This window comes from Agrobacterium sp. ST15.13.013 (genome assembly GCF_027956525.1).
GTDB lineage: Bacteria > Pseudomonadota > Alphaproteobacteria > Rhizobiales > Rhizobiaceae > Agrobacterium > Agrobacterium salinitolerans.
Genome location: NZ_JAQKGP010000007.1, coordinates 100795 through 115696 on the forward strand (window position 1 = coordinate 100795; position 14902 = coordinate 115696).

The 14902-nt window shown below is 60.4% G+C and carries 15 protein-coding genes and 3 pseudogenes; 6 read left to right on the plus strand and 12 right to left on the minus strand.

Annotated features, from left to right (window positions below):
• Positions 1 to 96 precede the first annotated feature (96 nt).
• From PL597_RS09570 to PL597_RS09600, 7 genes and pseudogenes are all read right to left on the minus strand, one after another.
• Positions 97 to 381 (minus strand): copper-binding protein, encoded by a 285-nt coding sequence (locus tag PL597_RS09570; RefSeq protein ID WP_142913527.1) that lies wholly within the window; start codon positions 379 to 381, stop codon positions 97 to 99.
• A 23-nt stretch (positions 382 to 404) separates the two neighbouring features.
• Positions 405 to 881: a cupredoxin domain-containing protein gene (locus tag PL597_RS09575; protein WP_173991220.1), complete on the minus strand. Its 477-nt coding sequence runs from the start codon at positions 879 to 881 to the stop codon at positions 405 to 407.
• A 54-nt stretch (positions 882 to 935) separates the two neighbouring features.
• A complete protein-coding gene (locus tag PL597_RS09580) occupies positions 936 to 2285 on the minus strand; it encodes a multicopper oxidase family protein (RefSeq protein WP_269823866.1) in 1350 nt (449 codons plus the stop codon).
• A 14-nt stretch (positions 2286 to 2299) separates the two neighbouring features.
• Entirely contained in the window at positions 2300 to 3775 is a 1476-nt protein-coding gene (locus tag PL597_RS09585) for a TolC family protein (RefSeq protein ID WP_271365023.1), read from the minus strand.
• Entirely contained in the window at positions 3772 to 4002 is a 231-nt protein-coding gene (locus PL597_RS09590) for a hypothetical protein (RefSeq protein WP_142913523.1), read from the minus strand. The genes PL597_RS09585 and PL597_RS09590 overlap by 4 nt, the downstream gene beginning before the upstream one ends.
• A gap of 87 nt (positions 4003 to 4089) precedes the next feature.
• Complete coding sequence (locus PL597_RS09595; RefSeq protein WP_271365069.1) at positions 4090 to 4503, minus strand: hypothetical protein; 414 nt, start codon at positions 4501 to 4503, stop codon at positions 4090 to 4092.
• Between the two features lie 118 nt (positions 4504 to 4621).
• A pseudogene (locus PL597_RS09600) lies at positions 4622 to 4723 on the minus strand (acetyltransferase); the annotation flags it as partial.
• 150 nt (positions 4724 to 4873) lie between these two features.
• Between PL597_RS09600 and bioB the strand changes: the two are divergent.
• From bioB to PL597_RS09625, 5 genes are read left to right on the plus strand one after another with little or no spacing between them, the layout of a single operon-like run.
• On the plus strand, positions 4874 to 5908 hold the full coding sequence (bioB, locus tag PL597_RS09605; RefSeq protein WP_271365024.1) for a biotin synthase BioB: 1035 nt from the start codon (positions 4874 to 4876) through the stop codon (positions 5906 to 5908).
• Positions 5905 to 7050 (plus strand): 8-amino-7-oxononanoate synthase, encoded by a 1146-nt coding sequence (locus tag PL597_RS09610; RefSeq protein WP_271365025.1) that lies wholly within the window; start codon positions 5905 to 5907, stop codon positions 7048 to 7050. The genes bioB and PL597_RS09610 overlap by 4 nt, the downstream gene beginning before the upstream one ends.
• Positions 7047 to 7685, plus strand: coding sequence for a dethiobiotin synthase (gene bioD / locus PL597_RS09615; RefSeq protein WP_077983570.1), 639 nt, complete (start codon positions 7047 to 7049; stop codon positions 7683 to 7685). Before PL597_RS09610 ends, bioD begins: the two co-directional genes overlap by 4 nt.
• Entirely contained in the window at positions 7682 to 8977 is a 1296-nt protein-coding gene (locus PL597_RS09620; protein ID WP_271365026.1) for an adenosylmethionine--8-amino-7-oxononanoate transaminase, read from the plus strand. The genes bioD and PL597_RS09620 overlap by 4 nt, the downstream gene beginning before the upstream one ends.
• Before the next feature lie 56 nt (positions 8978 to 9033).
• Positions 9034 to 10020, plus strand: a complete 987-nt coding sequence (locus tag PL597_RS09625) for a beta-ketoacyl-ACP synthase III (protein WP_271365027.1) — start codon at positions 9034 to 9036, stop codon at positions 10018 to 10020.
• A gap of 155 nt (positions 10021 to 10175) precedes the next feature.
• Here the strand turns inward: PL597_RS09625 and arsK are convergent, their stop codons facing one another.
• The 5 genes and pseudogenes from arsK to PL597_RS09650 form a co-directional block, all read right to left on the minus strand.
• Positions 10176 to 11393 (minus strand): arsenite efflux MFS transporter ArsK, encoded by a 1218-nt coding sequence (gene arsK / locus PL597_RS09630; protein ID WP_271365028.1) that lies wholly within the window; start codon positions 11391 to 11393, stop codon positions 10176 to 10178.
• Entirely contained in the window at positions 11390 to 12817 is a 1428-nt protein-coding gene (locus tag PL597_RS09635) for an NAD(P)-binding domain-containing protein (RefSeq protein WP_271365029.1), read from the minus strand. Before PL597_RS09635 ends, arsK begins: the two co-directional genes overlap by 4 nt.
• Positions 12818 to 12871: 54 nt before the next feature.
• The gene (locus PL597_RS09640) at positions 12872 to 13192 is read right to left on the minus strand and encodes an ArsR/SmtB family transcription factor (protein WP_191216867.1); all 321 of its coding nucleotides are present in this window, start codon (positions 13190 to 13192) and stop codon (positions 12872 to 12874) included.
• Positions 13193 to 13268: 76 nt separating this feature from the next.
• A pseudogene (locus tag PL597_RS09645) lies at positions 13269 to 13499 on the minus strand (NAD(P)H-dependent oxidoreductase); the annotation flags it as partial.
• Positions 13488 to 13609, minus strand: a pseudogene (locus PL597_RS09650) (arsenical-resistance protein); the annotation flags it as partial. The pseudogenes PL597_RS09650 and PL597_RS09645, both read right to left, overlap by 12 nt.
• A gap of 337 nt (positions 13610 to 13946) precedes the next feature.
• Here PL597_RS09650 and PL597_RS09655 point away from each other — a divergent pair.
• On the plus strand, positions 13947 to 14891 hold the full coding sequence (locus tag PL597_RS09655) for a TAXI family TRAP transporter solute-binding subunit (RefSeq protein ID WP_077983564.1): 945 nt from the start codon (positions 13947 to 13949) through the stop codon (positions 14889 to 14891).
• Positions 14892 to 14902 lie beyond the last annotated feature (11 nt).

Sequence of the window (14902 nt, forward strand, 5' to 3'; positions counted from 1 at the left end):
GCCAGCTCGGGAAAATCTGCGATCCCGTGGCTTGTTTACCATCGTATCGCACACGCCTGTGCGAATCTATCACAGGCGTGTGCAACTGCCGATGTCTTATTTCACCTGGGCGACGACCAGCTTGCCGTTTTCGCGTTCGGCGACGAACTCGATATTGGCGCCTTCCTTGAGCTTGGCGAGGATCGCATCGTCCTTGACGCGGAACACCATCGTCATGGCCGGCATGTCGAGGTTCTTCAGTTCTTCATGGATGATGGTGACCTTCTTGGCTGCAGTATCGACCTTTTTGACCGTTCCCTTGGTGAATTCTTCCGCGAATGCACTGAGGGGAGCGGTGAGCAGGAGTGCCGTTGCAACGGCGATTTTTACGATGGTCTTCATGGTCAGATTCCTTTGTTGCCGGGTTATTTTGCAGAAACTTTGAGATCGCCGCGCATGCCGGCCTCGTAATGTCCGGGCTTCAGGCAGGCGAATTCGAACATGCCGTCATTGGTGAATTTCCAGATGATTTCGCCGCTTTCGCCGGGCGCGAGGCTGATCGCATTCGGATTGTCGTGCTCCATTTCCGGAGCCTTCTCCATGGCGGCCTTGTGCTCCAGATTGGCCTTCTGTTCGTCGAGAATGAATTCATGGTCCAGTTCGCCGACATTCTTCACGGCGAAGCGAACCGTTTTGCCCTTTTTGAATTCGAATTTGGCGGGCGTGAACACCATCTTTCCATCAGGCGTTTCCTTCATCGTCACCTGAATGGTCTGGGTCACCTTGGCCTTGTCGCCCGGTTCACCGATCGCCATCGCTTCATGGCCGCCGCCGTGAGTGCCCGATGCAAGGGCGGGCGTGGCGAGAGCGGCAAGAAGCAGTGCAATTTTCAGTTTGGTCATTCCATATTTCCTTGATTTTGGTGAGGGATCTTGTGGGTGTGTGTGTCTGCGCGATCAGCCGTGTTTCATCGGTTTCGGCGTGATCTGCGTTTTGGGGTCATTGGTCTTGGTCGTATCCGGCAACGTGCCGGTCCATTCCCAGGCCTGGGTTCCGGGCGGATTTTCGTACCAGCCGGGATCTGAGTAATCGCCCGCGGAGATGCCTTCGCGGACCTTCACCACGGAGAACATGCCGCCCATTTCGATCGGGCCGTGCGGCCCCCAACCCGTCATCATGGGTACGGTATTTTCAGGGATTTCCATTTCCATCGCGCCCATATCGGCCATGCCGGCGGTGCCCATCGGCATATATTCCGGCCGCACCTTGCGGATTTTCTCTGCGACAGTCTTCTTGTCGACGCCGATGAAGGTCGGGACGTCATGTCCCATGGCGTTCATCGTATGGTGCGACTTGTGGCAATGGATCGCCCAGTCGCCGACATATTTGGCGTCGAATTCGTAGGCGCGCATGGCGCCGACGGGGATGTCGATGCTAACCTCCGGCCAGCGCGCCTCGGGCCTCACCCAGCCGCCATCCGTGCAGGTCACCTCGAAATCGTAACCGTGCATGTGGATCGGATGGTTGGTCATGGTCAGGTTGCCGACGCGCACGCGCACCCGGTCGTCCTTGGAAACCACCAGCGGATCGATGCCCGGAAACACCCGGCTGTTCCATGCCCACAGGTTGAAATCCGTCATCGTCATGATCTTGGGAACGGAGGCGCCCGGGTTGATGTCGAAGGCGTTGAGGAGGAACACGAAATCGCGGTCCACCGGCATGAAGGTGGGGTCCTTCGGATGGACAACGAAGAAACCCATCATGCCCATCGCCATCTGCACCATCTCGTCCGAATGCGGGTGGTACATGAAGGTGCCCGATTTCACGAGGTCGAACTCGTAGACGAAGGTCTTGCCGACAGGAATATGCGGCTGTGACAGGCCGCCCACCCCATCCATGCCGGACGGCAGGATCATGCCGTGCCAGTGGATCGTCGTATGTTCCGGCAGCTTGTTGGTGACGAAAATACGCACCCGGTCGCCTTCGACGGCCTCGATGGTCGGGCCGGGCGACTGACCGTTATAACCCCAGAGACGGGCGGTCATGCCCTCCGCCATTTCGCGCTCCACCGGCTCGGCGACAAGGTGGAATTCCTTGACGCCGTTGTTCATCCGGAAGGGCAGGGTCCAGCCGTTCAACGTGACCACAGGGTTGTAATCGGGGCCGGTGGTGGGCTTGACCGGGGCCTGGGTCGCGGCCGTTTCCATCACGGCCGCTTCCGGCAGGCTGGTGTTGGATGTTTTCGCCCAGGCCGCCGAGGAGACCATGGCGGCGCCGACACCCAGAAAGTTTCTTCTATTGAACATGGTGATTTCCTTTCTCAGTGTCCGCCACCGCCGCCAGCGGCGGCAACCTCGGTCTCCGCACCTGCCGCAGCACCCGTACCTCCCCCGTAGATGGCGGGAGCGAGGCCGGCCTCCGCGAGCCAGAAGTCGCGTTTGGCATTGATGGCCAGCAGGTTGGAACTGACCTTTTCCCGGCTGTCGGCCAGAAGCTCGAAGGTGTTGGTGATCATGCCATTATAGGTCAGTAGCGACTGCTCCTCGATTTTGGTGCGCAGCGGCACCACGCTGTTGCGGTAGTGTCGGGCGATGTCGTAATTTGAGCGATAGGCCTGATAGGCGGAGCGGGCTTCCGAGCGGACATTGACCGCCTTTTCCGCCAGCAGGTTCGCCGCGCGCATATAGGCGAGTTCGGATTCCCGCATGCGTGCCTGACCGGAATCGAAGATCGGAATGACGAATTCCAGCTCTGCATTGCCGGTTGTCTGCTTGTGTTTTTCGCCATCCTCCAGCTCGCGTTCGGTCTCGAAGCCGGAGCGGATTTCGAGATCGGTCACATATCGGGTGGCTTCGGTGAGCTTGAACGATCGGGCGGTTGCCTCCAGATCGAGCCTGGCCATCTGCAGGTCCACGCGGCGCTGCAGCGCCTCGGCCTCGATCATGTCCCGTTTGGCAAGCGCCTTCGGAAGCGGGGGCAAGCGGTTGGGAATGGTGTATTCGATGTCGGCGCCCCACAGTCCCATCAGCCGCGTCAGTTCCTCCTTGGCAAGGCGGGCCTCAAGCCGCGCCTTGGCGATCTGGCCCGTCAGTTCGGCGTAAAAGACCTGCTCGCGGGCTTGGCCCTCTTTGTTGAGCGAACCCGCTTCCCCAAGCTTGACGGCAAGTTCCGAGGCGGCATCCGCCGCGGTCTGTGCCTGCGCCAGCTGGCTGACATTTTCCCATGCCGCCACTGCGGTTATCCAGGCGCGGCGGGTATCAGACGCCAGTTGCAGCGTCTTCAGCGCGGCGCCAAGCTGCGCCTTGCGGAAACCGGTATCGGCGATCTCGACATTTTTCTTGAGGGTGGCGAGCGCCAGAATATTGGTGACGACGACACCTTCGATCGCCTTGTAGGCCCTGAGACCTGGGGTGCCGATCCCCGTCAGCCCGATGCCGATCCGCGGATTGATCAGCATGGTCGATTGCCATGCGGTGGCGGCGGATTCGCCGAGATTGGCATAGGCCGCCTGAAGGCCTTTGTTATTCAGCAGCGCAACCTGCACCGCCGTCTCGACATCAAGGGTCTTGCTCGCTGCCATCAGCGATTTAACGCGGGCCTGCGTCGCCTGCGCCTCGGTCCGGTTCTGCACCCAGACCGCCTGTTTTCCCGTCGCCTCGGATGTTCTGACCGAAACATTGGTGAAACCGGCGTCGCGCGACGCATATTGGGCGGCCGTAACACAGCCGCCAAGAAGAAACGGCAGGCAAAGGGTGGCCGCGAGTTTCGCGCCCAGTTTGAAGGTAAGTATCGTCATGATGCGTCTCCTTTCGGAGCCTGCGCATCGTTCTGGTTCCGCCAGGGCTTCGGGTCCACCGGCGTGCGGTGCGCGTAACCCGCGACCGGGGTCTGATAGCGGATGGGGCCGGCGCCGAGCGACGGGTTTGCCGCGTCGTCATAGGAGGCGGTCTCGTTCATCAGGGATGTGGCTGTGCAGCCGCCCAAAAGCAGGGGCGCTGCAACCACAATGTAAATTGGGTTCATGGTTATTTTCCGAACAGGAGATTCAACGGCGCGACGGCGCTAAAGCCGCTCACGCACGGTCACTGCCCAAAGGCGGGCTTTGCCTGTTCAGATATTCGGGGGACGGTGAAGCAGCGGAGTCTGGCCCAGCGCCTTGCTGTCATCGAGGAACGAGCGGATGCTGTTGACGACGGGTCTGCCAGTAGTGTCGTGGCTGATCAGGACCGCCATGCCGAGACAGAAATCGCCGCAGCATTGGGGCTTTGCGTTTTTTTGGGCGCCGCTATCATGCTCGGCGGTCATGTCGTTGTGATCATGACTATCGGACATCATGGTTGAACCGCCATGGTCCATCATCGCGCCGTGGTCGATCATGGCGGACTGATCGTGCTGCATTCCACCGGCTTCGGCAGGATGCATTGCGGCATCGACAGTGGAAACGCTATAGCCCGCCAGTGACAGGATCATCACCAGTCTGAACAACAGGGCCATTAATTTCGATGCTCGCAACATCTCACGCATGCTGGATAGAAAAGCTGCAGTCCTGTGATTTGTCAATGGATATGCCTGATAACCATCGACGAAAGCCGTCATGTCGCATTCGCGCGGAGCGAGGATGGCAAGTGGCGTAGCTCGCGGCCTATTCTCCCGTCGCGCGACATTGAAGAGGAGCGAGCGGATAGGGTCGCCCCTGTCCGTCGAGGGCGGAGCGTCCCGTCTGTTCGAATCCCAGCCGGCGATAACCCCATGGCCCCGACGATTCTGCTCCCGCATCTGCCGCCCATCTCTCCTGTCAAAAAATCTTTCTCGAAAAAAGTGCTTGCAAAACGGGGTTCGAGAAAAATAGATAAAACGAACTTCTATCTATTTATTTTGAGGGAAAGATCGACAGATGGGCCAGATCGTGACGCAAATTGACAGAAATCTAGCTCAAATTGCGAGTCCTGGAGATCGTTCGTCGCTTAAGGAAGCCATAATTATCTATAATTTGCCGTTTAACGATCTTCTGTTCCGCGCCCAGCAGGTGCATCGCTGTCATTTCGATCCCAACGCCATCCAGATGAGCCGGCTTTTATCCATCAAGACCGGCGGCTGCCCGGAGGATTGCAGCTATTGCAGCCAGTCCGCCCGCAACCCGACAGGCCTCAAGGCCTCCAAACTCATGGAAGTGGAGCGGGTGCTGGCTGAGGCGCGCAAGGCGAAGGAAGGCGGTGCGACGCGTTATTGCATGGGTGCTGCCTGGCGCAATCCCAAGGAGCGCGACATGGAGGCCGTGGTGGCCATGGTCGAGGGCGTGAAGGCGCTCGGCATGGAAACCTGCATGACGCTCGGCATGCTGACGCCGGAGCAATCCGAACGGCTGGCCGATGCCGGTCTCGACTACTACAACCACAACGTCGACACTTCCGAGCGGTTTTATTCTGAGATCATCACCACCCGCACCTTCGAGGACCGGCTGGAAACGCTGGCCAATGTCCGCGACGCCGGCATCAAGGTCTGCGCCGGCGGCATTCTCGGCATGGGGGAAACGGTGGAAGACCGGATCTCGATGCTGGTGACGCTCGCCAATCTACCGGTTCCGCCGGAAAGCGTGCCGATCAACATGCTGATCCCGATCCCCGGATCGAAGCTTGCCAATGCCGATCCCGTCGATCCCATCGATTTCGTCCGCACCATCGCGCTGGCGCGTATCCTCATGCCGCATTCGCATGTGCGGCTTTCGGCCGGGCGCACGGAGATGAGCGATGAGACACAGGCGCTCTGTTTCCTGGCCGGCGCCAACTCCATCTTCATCGGCGAGACGCTGCTGACGGCGGATAATCCGGGTGAGGACCACGACACGGCGCTTTTCCGCCGTCTGGGCCTGAAGCCGATGGAATTGCAGTCCACGGAATTGCAGTCTGGGGAGGCGGGAGGGTGCCGGTGAACCTTGCGGCGTTCTCACCCTATGAGGCGAAGCTTGCCGGCCTGGAGCGCAAATCGCGGCTGCGCGCGCTTGCTCCTCAACAGGGGGTCGACTTCACCTCCAACGACTATCTTGGGCTTGCCGATTCACCCCGGCTGAAGGCGGCAATCGCCGACGCCATCGGAAGGGGCGTGCCGGTGGGGGCCGGCGGCTCGCGGCTGCTGCGTGGCAACCATCCCGAACATGAGGCGCTGGAAGCGGAAGCGGCGGTGCTTTTCGGGGCGGAAAAAGCGATCAATTTCGGCAGCGGTTTTGCCGCTAATGTCGCACTGTTCTCCACATTGCCGCTGCGGGAAGACCTCGTTCTTCACGACGCCCTGATCCATGCCAGCGTCCATGACGGTATCGTGGCCGGCAAGGCGAAGGCGATCGCGGTGCCGCATAATCAGGTCGAGGCATTCGAACGGGAAATAATCCGCTGGCGGCAAGAGGGTGGCCGGGGCCGACCGTGGGTCGCCGTCGAAAGCCTTTATTCCATGGATGGCGACCGTGCGCCGCTTTCGGCCCTGGCTGATCTTGCCGGGAAATATGAGGGCTTCCTTGTCGTCGACGAGGCCCATGCCACCGGTGTTTTCGGCCCCGGCGGGCGTGGCCTTGCCGCGGAGCTGGAAGGCCGGGACAATTTGGTGGCGTTGCACACCTGCGGCAAGGCGCTCGGTCTTTCCGGCGCGCTTTTGAGCCTGCCGGCGGTTCTCGCCGATTATCTCGTCAACCGCGCCCGAGGTTTCATCTATTCGACCGCACCTTCGCCGCTGATGGCTGCGGCGGTTCGGGAAGCCCTGCGCATCGTCGACGATGAACCATGGCGGCGCTTGCGGCTGGCGGAACTGGTAAGCTTTGCTGGCGAGGAGCTTCGCTCCCGGCTCGGCGTTGCGCCCAGCGGCTCGCAGATATTACCGGTGATGATAGGCGACAATGCCCGTTCGCTGCGTATCGCCGCGCATTTGCGGGAGGGTGGTTTCGATGTGCGGGCGATCCGCCCGCCGACGGTGCCGGAGGGCACGGCGCGCCTGCGCATCGCCATCACGCTCAATGTGGATGAAAGCCAGATCGCCAATATGATCGGGCTGCTCGCCCTTTCGCTTGCGGAGGAGCGGAAATGAGCCCTCGTTTCGTCATCTCCGGCACCGACACGGGCATCGGCAAGACGGTTTTTTCCGCAGCGCTGACCCAGGCCCTGCAGGCATATTACTGGAAACCCGTGCAATCCGGGCTGGAGGAAGAAACAGACAGCGAGACGGTGGAACGGCTGGGTGGCGTGCCGCGCGGGCGTATTCTACCGGAGGCCTATCGCCTGAAAATGCCGGCTTCGCCGCATCTATCGGCCCGCGGCGAGAATATAACGATCGATCCCGCGCTGCTGCTGCCGCCGCAAACGGATGGACCGCTGGTGATCGAGGGGGCGGGCGGGCTTCTGGTGCCGCTGACGGACACGGTGCTCTTCGCCGATATCTTCGCCCGCTGGCAAATTCCGCTTGTGTTATGCGCAAGGACGTCGTTGGGCACCATCAACCACACGCTGCTCTCGCTCGAGGCGTTGCGGCACCGTGCCATTCCCGTGCAGGGCGTGGTTTTCATCGGGGACGAGAACCGGGAAAATGAGCGCGTCATCGCCAATATAGGCGCCGTTCGCCCGCTTGGACGTCTGCCGCGCCTGCCGGAGATGACATCGGAGGCGCTGCATCGGGCCTTTGCGCGACACTTCAATCTCGCTGATTTTCTGGAGACGCCGGCATGAGCCGTTCCCCGATCTGGCATCCCTTCACCCAGCATGGGCTGGAACCGCCAATGAAACGCGTGGTTTCTGCGGAAGGCGCATTTCTCGTCGATGAGGACGGCAATCGCCTGTTCGACGCCATTTCCTCCTGGTGGGTCATCACCCACGGGCACCGGCACCCGGCGATCATGGCGGCCATCCGCGCTGCGACAGAGGCCTTCGATCAGGTCATTTTCGCCGAGTTCTCCCATGAACCCGCCGAAACGCTGGCGCGCGGGCTGATCGAGCTTGCGCCCGCCGGGCTAAACCATGTGTTTTATTCCGATAGCGGCTCGACTGCGGTTGAGGTAGCGCTGAAAATGGCGCTGGGATATTTCCATAATCGCGGAGAAAAGCGCGACCGTATCGTGGTAATGGAACACGGCTATCACGGCGACACTATCGGCACCATGTCGACCGGTGAGCGCGGTGTCTTCAATGTCGCTTACGAACCGCTGCTCTTCGGCGTCGACCGGCTGGCTTTTCCGGAAGCGGGCAACGAACAGCACACGCTGGACATGTTCGAAAACTTCTGCCGTTCAGGCCGTATCGCCGCCCTGTTGGTCGAGCCGCTGGTGCTCGGGGCGGGCGGCATGAAGATTTACGGCGCGGATGTTCTGGCCGGGCTGAAACAGATCGCCGAACGCCATGGCTGCCTCGTCATTGCAGACGAGGTGATGACGGGCTGGGGCAGAACCGGAACCATGTTCGCCTGCGAACAGGCCGGCATTGCCCCGGATATTCTGTGTACCTCCAAGGGCCTGACCGGCGGCTCCTTGCCGCTGGCGGCAACGTTGTGCAGTGCGGAGATTTTCGATGCGCATTTTTCGACGGATCGCCGCAAGACCTTCTTCCATTCCAGTTCCTATACGGCTAATCCGATCGCCTGTGCTGCGGCTGTCGCCAATCTTCAGGTCTGGCGGGATGAGCCCGTGCTTCAACGCATGGGGCAATTGCAACAGGTTCTGCACGACAATCTCCAGCGATTTGCAGATGACCGGCGTTTTACCGGTATTCGGCAAATGGGGACCATCGCGGCCCTCGATCTCGTGACGCCCGCCGGCGGGTATCTCGCCGAGGCGGGGCCGCGCATGCGGCAATTGTTCCGTAAGCGCGGGTTCGTTATCCGCCCGCTCGGCAATGTGCTTTACCTGATGCCGCCCTATTGTTCGACGGCGGAAGATTTAAGCAGCGTCTTTGACGCCATCGACGAGGTGGCCGGGATCGTCACCGAAACCGCTCCGCTAAAATCGCGCGCGCTCGGCATCGCGTGAAAACAGGGTGCGGCCATTTTCAGCCTGTTCCAGAACTGTCTCCGAAAGTCCTGACAATGCAGACCCGTTCTTCCCGCATGGCCGGTTTTGGTCATGCCGTTCCGTCAAGATGTGTTGAAAATGCCGAGATTGAGATCAGTCTCGGGCTGGAAGCCGGCTGGATCGAGCGGCGCACCGGCATCCGCACGCGTTATTGGGCGCAAGAGGGCGACACGCTGAGCGGCCTTGCGGCGAGAGCCGGCCGCATGGCGCTGGAAGACGCCGAAATCGCCTCCGATGACATCGCGTTGACGCTGCTTGCGACTTCCACGCCGGATCATCTTCTGCCGCCCTCGGCGCCGCTGCTCGCACACAGGCTGGGCCTTACCCGATCCGGCGCGATCGATCTTGCCGGGGCCTGTTCCGGCTTTCTTTATGCGCTCACGCTTGCGGATGGCTTTGTCCGCACCCACGGCCGCGCCGTGCTCGTCGTTGCCGCCAATATATTGAGCCGTCGTATCAATCCGGCGGAAAGGGCAAGCGCTGTCCTGTTCGCCGATGCCGCCGGCGCTGTCGTACTCAAGCCCTGCCGCCAGGCGCCGCGTGGGCTTTTGTCGGCCGATCTCGTTGCGGATGGCGGCGGTTACGATCTGATCCAGATAGCGGCGGGGGGCAGTAGCCAGCCCTTCTCAGCCGATACCTCCACTGAGGAGGCGCTGATGACAATGCGTGACGGCCGCGAGGTTTTCTCCCGTGCCGTGACGCTGATGACCGAGACCGCGCAAAGGGTGTTGCATGAAGTCGGAATGACGGCAGTCGATATCGACCGTTTCGTGCCGCATCAGGCCAATGCCCGTATGTTCGACGCCGTCTGCGGCAATCTCGGCATTGACAGGCAAAAGACGGTCCGCACCATAGAAAGCTTCGGCAATTCTTCCGCCGCAACCATTCCGCTTTCGCTCTCCGTCACCAACGCCGAAAGGCCTCTCGCGGAAGGCGAAACCCTGCTTTTGACCGCCGCCGGCGCCGGTATGACGGGTGGAGCGGCCGTTTATCGCGCATGAACGATGCAGGGCACGGGATGTCGCGATGCTGTGCTGTATTCACAACTCAGGAAGCTGACTTTATTTGGAGAAATTTGGCTGGGGAACCTGGACCTTCATGGGGTACGGAGGTGCTGCATAAGGCGGGTTTCCACATCAAGGATGAGCTGCCTGATTTAGGCAGGTTGTTCAAGCTGGGCCGTGTGGTTTCGCGACATTAAGCGCATGATGCCGATGAAAGCTGCGACTGCAGCTGAACCGAGCAAGGCGGCGACCGACAAGGCCCATACGACGCCGACCTCGTTCATCATGAAAGCCAAGACAAACGGTGCAGTCGACGAGATGACCAAACGGATCGAAAGGATTTGGCCTTGACGTTTTCCGTAACCTTGGCTTCCGAAGAGGACTAGCGGAAGAGTGCCTTGCACAATGCTGCTGAGGCCTGAACCCAGGCCGAAAACCACCGCAAACACCAGAGCACCTGGAACAGATGGAGCGGTGGCGATCAGAATAATGAGCGCCGCTGGCAACAGAACGGCGGAAATGAGTGCCAAGGTCAATTGAGACAGACCGCTCCCGAAAACCATATTAACGAAGCGGCTCAGAACTTGAGATGGACCAAACAGTGTGCCGACCATGACGGCCATGGCTCCAAGCCCGAGTCCGGAGAGAACGGGAACCATGTGTACGAGCAGCGCGGCGTTGACGAAACTCTCAAGCGCAAAGCCCGTCACCATCAGGACGAACGCAGCTGGTCGTATCGAAGGTTGCAGACCGGGAGCCACTTGCCTGGCCGGTTCTCCGCTCGCGCCCTTGCGGTTTCTTGTGACCTTGAACGACAGCCACGCGTGAAGTGGCAAGCAGACCGAGAGATTGAGCGTAGCGAAGACCATATAGACCTGCTGCCACGACATGTGAGCCTGTAGCGCTGTCGTAATCGGCCAGAAGATCGTTGAAGCGAAGCCGGCGATCAGTGTCAGGTAGGTGATGCTGCGCTGCGCGACCTGCGGCTTGATCTGGACGAGCAATGCGAAGGCCGCTCCGTACTGCACCAGGTTGGATGCCGTCTCGATCGCGATCAGTGAGAGAACGAATGCCACCTTGCCGGAAGAGAGGGCGCAGGCCACCAGCGCCGCGGCGGCGATTGCCGAGCCGCCCGTCATGACACGGCCGGCGCCGAACCGATCGATCCATTTCCCCATCGTGGGCGCGGCGAGGCCCCCGATCAGGAGAGCGGCGGATAGTGCGCCGAAAATCCATTCCAACGACCAGTCCAAATCTCGCGCCATGGCGGGCGCGAGAATGCTGAAGCTGTAATAGAGACTTCCATAGCCAATGATCTGGGTCAGACCGAGGGCAAGGATCGCGGCGACAGGAACCTTGTTATCGCTCATCGAACCTGTACCAACGTGTTGTCGGCACGGGCAGCACCGTTGCATCCGCATCCCGTTTGCTGGGCCGCCTTCGCCGCCGCGTCGGCCACGCAGCAGGCATCAACATTCGCTGGCGCCGGGCCGCCGCAACACCCCCCGGACTTGCCGTCTTGCGTGCCGCTCACGCCAAGATCGACGCTGCAGACACCTGTCTTCGGCAATACCAAATGGACCTCGCGCGCCGCCTTGTGATCGCCGGCGATCTCCGCCGCCACGGAGCGCACCTGCTCGTATCCGGTCGCCATCAGGAAGGTGGGCGCGCGCGCGTAGGACTTCGACCCGACGATCGTAAAGCCAGGTTCCGGATGCGCGAGTTCGACGATGCCATGCGGAGGCACGTCGCCACAGGAGTGGAGATTGGGATCGATCAGCGGCGCAAGCGCCAACGGCGCCTCGACGGTAGGATCGAGTGCGATACGCAGTTCGCGCAGGAACGAGTGATCCGGCCGGAATCCCGTGGTCACAATGATCCGATCGACGACGATCGAGTATCGCGCACCAGCGAGCATTGCCTCCACGCGCAGACTGTAACCTTCCTTCTGAATCCTGTTCACCGCGAACGGTGTCAACATATTCAGGCGACGATCCTCCATGGCGCTCTTGGCGGCAAGGCCGAGCGCGCCGCGCTCCGGCAACTGATCGTTCAATCCGCCGCCTAGCAGGCGGTCGAGGCCACCACGACGAAGCGCCCAGAATATCTCCGTGCCCGGTTCTGCCTCCTGAACCTCCATCAGCGCCAGCGCCGCATTGATCGCGGAATGGCCGCCGCCAATCACGAGGACGCGCTTGCCCGCAAACTTACGCCTCTCTACGCCAGCGACATCGGGAATGCCATACGAGATGGAATCGGAAGCCGCCGTCTCGCCGGGGACGGGTAGGCCGTCGACGCCGATCGGGTTCGGTTGCGTCCAAGTGCCGGAGGCGTCGATCACAGCGCGGGCCCGAACCCGAGCTTCCTCGCCATCTTGGTCCCTGTATCTGACGAGGAAGGCCGAAACGTCGCGGCCGGCGGACGAGACTTTGTCCAGACCCTCGCGGGTGATCGCGGTGACGGTGACGCCCAGCTTGAGGTTCTGCGCGATCTGCGGGAGTGCGGCGAGCGGCTGCAGATAGGCGCCAACAATGTCGGACCCGGTTGGCAGAGCATCTTCATCAGGGCCTTGCCATCCCGCGTTCTCAAGAAGGGAGCGGGCGGCTGCGTCAATATTGTATCTCCATGGAGAGAACATGCGGACATGTCCCCACTCGATCAGCGAAGCACCAACCGTGTCGCCGCGCTCGAAAACAATTAACGGGATGCCACGGATGGCGAGATGCGCTGCGGCGGCGAGACCGACCGGTCCAGCACCAATGACGGCCACGGGAAGTTCACCAGCATTCAACATGACAGTTCCTTCGATATTTCTAGTAATTTAGAATTATATAGGCAAAAAAAGGGATCATTCCGCGGCCTCCACGGTCTTCGATGAACAGTTGGCATCGGCACAGCATTCGTCAACGAGATAGCCGACTAGTGCCTGCATCTCCGGATAGTTGGCGCGGCAGATCAGCGTCGTCACTTGCCGTTCCTGGGTCACGAGGCCGGTATCGACCAGGCGCTTCAGATGATGGGAGAGCGTCGACGCCGCGATATCCAGCTTTTCCTGAATGCGGCCTACGGGTAATCCATCCTCTCCGGCGCGAACAAGCGTCCGGTAGAGTTGGAGGCGGGTGATATTCCCGAGGGCTTCAAGCTGGGCGGCTGCCATTTCGATTTTCATGGAAATAAAATGACTCGCATTCACCACGACGTCAAGGCTATTTCGATAGATGTGGAAATAGCCTTGACGCGGTCAGATCGTAGCAGGAGGATGGCTTCATGCGCCCGTCGGCGTCGAATTCCTGAAAGGCCTCGGCGACCGACGACTGGTTGGGAACGGTGATCATGCGCATCCAGCGGCTGAGAACCCGGAGCTGGTTGATGGCGTTGAACGACTGCGATCCGCTCAACACCTGCATGAGCGCAAGCGTCTTGCCCTGCGTCGGCCGGACTGAGTCGACAGACAGCGGAATCCAGTCGATCTGCGCTATCGGCAGCAATGGTCGGAAGGTCATCCGATGAACAGCCAACCCAACAGTGCCATCGAGAACGGCTTGACCGCCCAGTTCACCAGCAGCGTTACGCCGATGCCGCACCAATCGACCGGACTGTATCTCGCCGTCAATAAAGCGGATCAAAGTGGCCGGCTCCGTATCCACGAAACGCGGCTTCAACGGCTAATTCATCGGTATCAACGCCGAGAGCGCACGATCATTGAATGAAGCGGATTGTAGCAGAATTCAGGCGGAATCTTGCCAGTCATCCGCGCGCGACAGGCGGAATTTCGCCCGCTGTCGTTCGGGACTCTTTTTCTTCCCCGCAAATTCAATTAGTTAGAGTTGGCCCGTCTTTTGCTGCTTTGGCGTCACGCGGTTCCGTTCCGGTAACGGTCGCGTCGATCACAAATGAGTGGGAGGAACCCAGTGAACAGCATACTGAAACGCGCCATCATTTTGGCAATCGCAAGCACGTCCATCACCTTTTCCGGGACAGCGGCAAAGGCGGCGGATTTCATCAACATCCTGACCGGCGGCACATCGGGCGTCTATTACCCGCTCGGCGTTGCGCTCTCCAAGATCTACGGCGAGAAGATTGAAGGTGCTCGCACCCAGGTTCAGGCGACGAAGGCCTCGGTCGAGAACCTCAACCTGCTGCAGCAGGGTCGCGGTGAAATCGCCTTTGCACTGGGGGATTCGGTCAAGCTGGCCTGGGAGGGTAACACGGATGCCGGATTCAAGGCCCCGCTCGATAAGCTGCGCGGGATCGCGGCCATCTATCCGAACTATATCCAGATCATGGCGTCGAAAGAATCCGGTATCGCCACCCTTGCCGATTTCAAGGGCAAGAGCCTTTCCGTCGGCGCGCCGAAATCCGGCACGGAGTTGAATGCCCGAGCGATTCTTGCCGCTGCCGGCATGAGCTATGCAGACCTCGGCAAAACGGAATATCTGCCCTTTGCCGAATCCGTCGAGTTGATGAAGAACCGGCAACTCGATGCGACGCTGCAGTCTGCCGGTCTCGGCGTCTCCTCTTTCAAAGATCTGGCAACCTCCGTCGAGGTACAGATGGTCACGATACCCGAGGAAATCGCCACGAAGCTCGGCGCGCCCTACATCAGCGCAACTGTTCCAGCCGGCACATATCAGGGCCAGACTAGCGATGTGAAGACGGTTGCGGTCGTCAATTTCCTCATCACACATTCCGAGGTTTCCGACGAAACCGCCTACCAGATGACCAAGCAGTTGTTCGAGAACCTGCCGGCGCTCGAGGCGGCGCACAAGGCGGCAGCGAATATCCGCATCGAGGACGCGCTCAAAGGCATGCCTGTTCCCCTCCATCCAGGAGCTGAGCGCTTCTATAAGGAAAAAGGTCTGCTTTAACGGCGACGGGC

What these genes read in the sequence shown, in the direction of transcription:
- PL597_RS09635 (WP_271365029.1), bottom strand. Translation starts at nt 12,817, where the DNA reads ATGTTGAATGCTGGTGAACTTCCCGTGGCCGTCATTGGTGCTGGACCG.
- bioB (WP_271365024.1), top strand. Translation starts at nt 4,874, where the DNA reads ATGGGCCAGATCGTGACGCAAATTGACAGAAATCTAGCTCAAATTGCG.
- PL597_RS09640 (WP_191216867.1), bottom strand. Translation starts at nt 13,192, where the DNA reads ATGAAAATCGAAATGGCAGCCGCCCAGCTTGAAGCCCTCGGGAATATC.
- PL597_RS09585 (WP_271365023.1), bottom strand. Translation starts at nt 3,775, where the DNA reads ATGACGATACTTACCTTCAAACTGGGCGCGAAACTCGCGGCCACCCTT.
- PL597_RS09595 (WP_271365069.1), bottom strand. Translation starts at nt 4,503, where the DNA reads ATGCGTGAGATGTTGCGAGCATCGAAATTAATGGCCCTGTTGTTCAGA.
- PL597_RS09570 (WP_142913527.1), bottom strand. Translation starts at nt 381, where the DNA reads ATGAAGACCATCGTAAAAATCGCCGTTGCAACGGCACTCCTGCTCACC.
- arsK (WP_271365028.1), bottom strand. Translation starts at nt 11,393, where the DNA reads ATGAGCGATAACAAGGTTCCTGTCGCCGCGATCCTTGCCCTCGGTCTG.
- PL597_RS09620 (WP_271365026.1), top strand. Translation starts at nt 7,682, where the DNA reads ATGAGCCGTTCCCCGATCTGGCATCCCTTCACCCAGCATGGGCTGGAA.
- PL597_RS09575 (WP_173991220.1), bottom strand. Translation starts at nt 881, where the DNA reads ATGACCAAACTGAAAATTGCACTGCTTCTTGCCGCTCTCGCCACGCCC.
- bioD (WP_077983570.1), top strand. Translation starts at nt 7,047, where the DNA reads ATGAGCCCTCGTTTCGTCATCTCCGGCACCGACACGGGCATCGGCAAG.
- PL597_RS09590 (WP_142913523.1), bottom strand. Translation starts at nt 4,002, where the DNA reads ATGAACCCAATTTACATTGTGGTTGCAGCGCCCCTGCTTTTGGGCGGC.
- PL597_RS09625 (WP_271365027.1), top strand. Translation starts at nt 9,034, where the DNA reads ATGCAGACCCGTTCTTCCCGCATGGCCGGTTTTGGTCATGCCGTTCCG.
- PL597_RS09580 (WP_269823866.1), bottom strand. Translation starts at nt 2,285, where the DNA reads ATGTTCAATAGAAGAAACTTTCTGGGTGTCGGCGCCGCCATGGTCTCC.